Raw genomic sequence first — 6,554 nt, forward strand, 5'->3', positions numbered from 1 at the left:
TTATATATATACATTTTTCTATTCTTAAATCTATTATTTAAAATAGGGGAGTTTCAACTCCCCCATTAAATAATTATACAACTTTTTAATAATTTTATTTAACATTAAACACCATCTTGCCATCTTTTGCACTAGCAACTACATCGTCGCCTGGTTTAATAGTTCTTTGTAAAATCAATTCTGATAATTCATTTTCTAAATTATTTTGTATTGCTCTTTTTAATGGTCTAGCACCATATTCTAAGTCAATACCTTCTTTTGAAATCAAATCTATTGCATCTTGTTCCATTTCTAAATTAATATCTAAATCTTTTAATCTATTTATTAATTCTTTGCACATTAAGACAACTATGCTAGATATGTCTTCTTTAGTTAATGAATGGAATACTATTATATCATCTATTCTATTTAAGAATTCAGGTCTAAATTGTTTTTTAAGTTCAACCATAATAGTTTCTTTCATTTTTTCATATTCATCTTTTTGTGCATCTTTTTCATTTACAACTCCAAATCCTAATCGTTTTTGTTTTTTAATTGTAGTAGCTCCAACATTTGAAGTAAGTATAATGATGCAATTTTTAAAGTCTACAGTTCTCCCCTTCGAATCTGTAAGTCTACCATCATCTAATATTTGTAATAAAATATTAAATACATCTGGATGAGCTTTTTCTATTTCATCAAATAATATTACTGAATATGGTTTTTTTCTAACTTGTTCTGTAAGTTGACCACCCTCATCATATCCTACATAACCTGGAGGAGAACCTATTAATCTAGATACTGCGTGTTTTTCCATGTATTCAGACATATCAATTCTTACAATTTGATTTTCATCTCCAAATTGTGCCTCTGCTAAAGCTTTACTTAGTTCTGTTTTACCTACCCCTGTTGGTCCTAAAAATAGGAAAGAACCTATTGGCTTACTTGGGTCTTTTATTCCTGCTCTAGATCGTCTTATAGCAGTTGCAATAGATTTTATTGCCTCATCCTGTCCTACAACTCTTTTGTGTAAGATATTTTCCATATTTAATAATTTTTCGGCTTCTTCCTCTACGATTTTATTTACTGGTATTCCAGTCCACATAGAAACTATATCTGCTATTACTTCAGCATTAACTGTATCTTTGTCTTTTGTAGAGTTATTCCATTTTTCCCTAACTTGCGTTAATTCTTCTTTTAACTTTCTTTGTTCATCCCTAACTTTAGCTGCCTTTTCGAAGTTTTGGCATCTAACTGCCTCTTCCTTCTCATTATTTATACTTTCTATTTTTTCTTCTAATTCTTTTATGTTTTCTGGTGGAGTATTTTCTTTCAATCTTACTTTTGAACCTGCTTCATCAATCAAGTCAATTGCTTTATCTGGTAAAAATCTATCGGTTATGTATCTTACAGATAAATCTACTGCTGCATCTATAGCTTCGTCTGTTATTTTTACTTTGTGATGTGCTTCATATCTATCTCTAAGAATTTTTAAGATTTTTACTGTATTTTCTTTGCTAGGTTCTTCTACTAAAACAGGTTGGAATCTACGTTCTAGTGCTGCATCTTTTTCTATATGTTTTCTGTATTCATCAATAGTTGTTGCTCCTATTATTTGCATTTCTCCCCTTGCTAATACAGGTTTTAAAATATTTGATGCATCTATTGAACCTTCTCCTGTTGATCCAGCTCCAACAATTGTATGTAATTCATCTATAAAAAGTATTATGTTTTCTTTTTCTCTTACTTCATCGATTACTTGTTTGATTCTTTCTTCAAATTCACCTCTATACTTAGCTCCTGCTAACAAACTCCCCATATCTAGAGTATATAGTGCTTTGTCTTTTAATGTATCTGGCACTCTTCCTCTAGAAATATTTATAGCTAATCCTTCAGCTACAGAAGTTTTCCCAACTCCGGGGTCTCCAATTAATACTGGATTATTTTTTGTTCTTCTGCTTAAAATTTGGATTACTCTTTGAATTTCTTTTTCCCTGCATATAACTGGGTCTATTTTTCCTTTGTTAGCCTCTGATGTAAGGTTAACACCATATTTATCTAATAATTTTGATTTTGAAGATTCTTCTTTATTTGTATCACTCTTTTTAGCTGGTTCCATTGAATAATTTTCAACTCCCATCATTTTCATAATTGATTCTACTATGTCTCTTTGATCTGCACCTAAACTGCTAAGTAATTTTATACCTAGTCCTTCACCTTCTTGGGCAATAGCTAATAATATATGCTCTGTACCTATGTAATTAGTTTTTAGTTTATTGGCAAAAACAGCGGCTTTTTCTAAAATTTGCTTTGAGCGTGGGCTTAAAGGTATATCTTCTTCAACTGGATTATTTCTACCTTCTATTTCAACTAATTTATTCTCAAATGTATTAATATCTATTCCTAAACTTTTAAGAACTCTTGCTGCAATTCCATCTTTTTCTCTTAAAAGTCCTACTACTAAGTGTTCAGTTCCTACTACTCTATGCCCCAAGCCTTTAGCATAACTTTTGCCAAGATTTATAGCAGTTTTGGCCCCCTGAGTAAATCTATTGAAGTACATACCAATCCCTCCTATCGATGCTATACTGATAATTAATCTGTATAGACAGAAATAATATTATTTATTATTTCTATTAGCTAAACTAAATTCCCTTCTAATATAAGTTGCTCTTTCTATTTTATTCTCTTCATCATATGCACTTATAATTTTTAAGTAAGGTTGTCTTCCTGTCATTAGTTTTGTTATTTTTTCTAGGCTTACATCTTCTATATAACCCATTTCTATCCCTAATTTAACATTAGACAAACATTGCATTAACTCTGAGTTTGTAATTACTCTAGCACTAGATAAAATTGCTAAAGATCTAAAAATTTCATCCTCTAAGTTTATTTTTTCAAGATTTTTTAATACTTCTCTTGATTCATATTCCCTTTTACTTAAATCCTTTGACATACTTTCTACGCTTTGGATTATATTAGATTCAGACCTTCCAAGCATTATGCTATTAGATATAGTGTATAAACTTCCTAATATGGATTTTGTTTTTCCATATACCCCTTTAAAGTTAACACCTATTTTATGTGCTATTTTGTAATAATCATCTACTTGTTTTAATTTTTCTATAGATGGTATATGTATAGTATTAGTTATCTTAAGCCCTGTCCCTACATTAACAGGGCATGTTGTTAAATATCCTAAATCTTTATCAAAGGCATATTCTAAATTTGATTCTAATATATCATCTATTTCATTTCCTATTTCATATAAGCCTTTAATGTCATTATTACCAACTACTTGGATTTTTATATGGTCTAGTCCATTTATTAATATGCATATTGTTTTATCTGTATTAATAAGTAATGCTGCATTTTGACTTTCTAATAAGTTATCATCTATTAATTCCATTTCTATAAGTGCATTTATTTCTATTTCACTTAAATCATTTTTTCTATGTAAAATAAACTCATATTTTGAGTTGGATAAAGTGTTTTTTACTTTATCTATTATAATATCAGCTTCTTTACTAGATAACTTATGCGGAAATGAGTAACCCTTTAAATTTCTTGCTATCTCTATTTTTGACTTCATTACTGCACTTTGTTCCATATAAATTCCTCCTAAATATCGTTGGCTTCTAACTGTAGTATTTCATCTCTAAGTTTAGCAGCTTGCTCATATTCTTCTTCTTGGATGGCTATATTTAATTGTTCTTTTAATTGTTCAACTGTTCTAATAACTTCTGTATCTTTGCATTTATTTTTAGGAAATTTACCTATATGTTCTGAATAGCCATAAATGCCTTCTAATATAGGTTTTAATTGTTTTTCAAAAGTTGAATAACATTTACTGCATCCTAATTTTCCTGTTTTTTTGTATTCCTCAAAAGAAGTATTGCAAACACTACATGTAATATCTACTTTTTCTTCATTTTTTTGTGAAGATTCTGTATTATCAATACCATTTACCCCTTCGACTACATTTTTATCTTCTATTTCCTTTAAATCTTTTATCAAATTGTTTATTGTATCTTCATTAAACTCCATATTCGATAAAATATCATTTATAGGAAAAGGAATTTGCATGTCAGGACTCATGCTATCATGAAATTCTTTTGCACAATCTGTACATAAGTACATTTGACTATTCTTACCATTAACAACTGTACTTATAAAAACTGTAGCTACTTTTTTATTACATTTTTGACACAACATATTATCCCTCCTCATAAATAAAATAGCCATGCTAATATTTTTCAATTATTTTATATTGAATGTCTAAATATTTAGACTTCTTTATAACACATAATATTATTATTCCCTCTTTTATGTTAATTCAATGCAGATTAATTTATTTGCTATTATTATTTTACTATTTATAAAGCTATTAATATGCTTTTTGACTATTATTTATAATTATATACTTTTTTATATTCATTCACAACAAAAAGGAACCTATACAAATTAACGCTGTACAAGTCCCCTTTAGATGATTTTAAATATTAATTATCTTGAGCTTCCTCAATTATTTTTTTAGCTATTTGACCTGGAACTTCTTCATATTTTTCTATTTCCATTTCAAATTGACCTCTACCTTGAGTCATAGCTCTTAAGTCTATAGCATATTTAAATGTTTCACTTTGAGGTGCTTCGGCAAATATAACTTGTTTGCCCTTGTCATTAGGTTCCATACCTAATATTCTACCTCTTCTTTTATTTATATCCCCCATAACATCTCCCATATATTCCTCTGGAACTGTTATTTTTAATTTCATTATAGGTTCTAATAAAATTGGTTTTGCTTCTTGCATACCTTTTTTGAATGCTATTGAAGCGGCAGTTTTGAATGCCATTTCAGAAGAGTCTACATCATGGTAAGAACCATCATATAATACAGCTTTAATATTTGTAACTGGATAACCTGCTAATATACCTTTTTGCATAGAATCTTTTAATCCCTTTTCTACTGCTGGTATATATGATTTTGGAACAGAACCACCGAATATTTCTTCTGAGAACTCAAAATCTTGTGCTGATCTTGAAAATCTTATCTTAACATCACCATATTGTCCACGTCCTCCAGATTGTTTTTTATGTTTACCTTGTACATCTGAAGTTCCTTTTATTGTTTCTCTATAGGCAACTTTAATATCTTCTATATCAAAATCAACTCCATATTTTTCTTTCATTTGTTTTTTAATTGTTTTTATGTGTAGTTCACCTTGGCCACCAACAAGAGTTTGTTTTGTTTCAGGATTTCTGTACCAGTGTATAGTTGGGTCTTCTTCTGAAACTTTATTTAAACAAGAAGCAATTTTTTCTTCGTCCCCTTTATTTTTAGGAACAATTGCATAATAAATTTGTGGTTTTGGCAATTCGATTGGAGGTAATGGTATAGCATCTGCTTTTTCTGCTATAGTATCTCCTGTTTTTAATGATGAAATTTTAGTTACTACTACTATGTCACCTGCTTTTGCCTCTTGAAGTTCTTCTAAATTTCCATTTACTGTTGTATATATATTAGATATTTTTTCTTTTTTATCTTGAGTTATATCTATGATGTCCATGTCTTTTTTTAGAGTTCCTTCTATTATTTTTATGTAAGACAATTTTCCTGTGAATGGGTCAACCATTGTCTTGAATACTTGTCCTCTAAATGGTGAATCGCTATCTGTGTGACCTGGATAAATGTAAGATTCTAATGTCTCTAATATTTCTTTTGTTCCTATATTATTTATAGTTGAACCACAGATAACTGGGATGATATCCCCTCTTTTTATACCTATAGTGATTCCTTTTTGTAATTCTTCTTCAGTAAATCTTTCTCCGCTAAAATATTTATCTAAATAAGCATCGTCAGCTTCTGCAACAAGTTCCATAAGACCTTCTTTTATTGCTAATGCTTGTTGTTCAAAATCTCCATCAAATGCTTCTTGTAAGTTATCTAGTATATTATGTAATTTGACAAATTGTTTGTCTTTGTATTCAGGTATTATCATTGGTACTATTTTTTTATCGTATTTTTGTCTTAACATGTCTATTGCATCTTTGTATCTAGCTTTTTCGTTATCAATTTTGTTAATAAACATTATTTTCGGCATATTTTCGGTAAATTCTAGTGACTTTTCTGTTCCTACTTGTATCGGATTTGTTGCATCTATTACTATAACTGCAGCTGCACAAGCTCTTAGAGAAGAAATTACTTCTCCACAAAAGTCGAAGTATCCAGGAGTATCTAATAAATTATATTTGATACCATTGTATTCTACTGGTACTAGTCCCATACTATAAGTCATATTAGTTTTATCGCTTAATTGTGGTATCTTATTTGTAAGATTAGCAGTGTATGCTATCGCTTCGATTAAATTAGTTTTACCACAACCACTATGTCCTAAAATTGCAATATTTCTTAAATCGTTACTATCATATACTTTCATAAGAGCACCTACCTTTGTTTGTTATAAAAATTTAAGTCGTTGATTTCCTTAATATTTTTATTTACTCAAAGACCAGAAGTTATATCATTTGCTGGAGGTATGCCTGCTCCAGAATTATTCCCGGTTGAAGAAATGAAA

At 29.3% G+C, this 6,554-nt stretch carries 4 protein-coding genes; all 4 read right to left on the bottom strand.

The annotated features are described in order from the left end of the window. Nucleotides 1-94: 94 nt before the first annotated feature. Nucleotides 95-2,542, bottom strand: a complete 2,448-nt coding sequence (locus I4U58_RS11945) for an ATP-dependent Clp protease ATP-binding subunit (RefSeq protein WP_195931571.1) — start codon at nucleotides 2,540-2,542, stop codon at nucleotides 95-97. Nucleotides 2,543-2,599: 57 nt separating this feature from the next. Next, nucleotides 2,600-3,589 (bottom strand): hypothetical protein, encoded by a 990-nt coding sequence (locus tag I4U58_RS11950; protein ID WP_195931572.1) that lies wholly within the window; start codon nucleotides 3,587-3,589, stop codon nucleotides 2,600-2,602. A gap of 11 nt (nucleotides 3,590-3,600) precedes the next feature. After that, a complete protein-coding gene (locus tag I4U58_RS11955) occupies nucleotides 3,601-4,194 on the bottom strand; it encodes a UvrB/UvrC motif-containing protein (protein WP_195931573.1) in 594 nt (197 codons plus the stop codon). A 287-nt stretch (nucleotides 4,195-4,481) separates the two neighbouring features. Further along, nucleotides 4,482-6,416 carry an elongation factor G gene (locus tag I4U58_RS11960; protein ID WP_195931574.1) on the bottom strand — a complete coding sequence of 645 codons (1,935 nt, stop codon included), beginning with the start codon at nucleotides 6,414-6,416 and terminating at the stop codon, nucleotides 4,482-4,484. Nucleotides 6,417-6,554: the final 138 nt, after the last annotated feature.

The sequence above is a fragment of the Clostridium sp. 1001270J_160509_D11 genome, assembly GCF_015667935.1.
GTDB lineage: Bacteria > Bacillota > Clostridia > Peptostreptococcales > Peptostreptococcaceae > Intestinibacter.

Excerpts from the sequence above, each read along its gene's own strand:
- I4U58_RS11945 (WP_195931571.1), bottom strand. The coding sequence starts at position 2,542 with ATGTACTTCAATAGATTTACTCAGGGGGCCAAAACTGCTATAAATCTT.
- I4U58_RS11950 (WP_195931572.1), bottom strand. The coding sequence starts at position 3,589 with ATGGAACAAAGTGCAGTAATGAAGTCAAAAATAGAGATAGCAAGAAAT.
- I4U58_RS11955 (WP_195931573.1), bottom strand. The coding sequence starts at position 4,194 with ATGTTGTGTCAAAAATGTAATAAAAAAGTAGCTACAGTTTTTATAAGT.
- I4U58_RS11960 (WP_195931574.1), bottom strand. The coding sequence starts at position 6,416 with ATGAAAGTATATGATAGTAACGATTTAAGAAATATTGCAATTTTAGGA.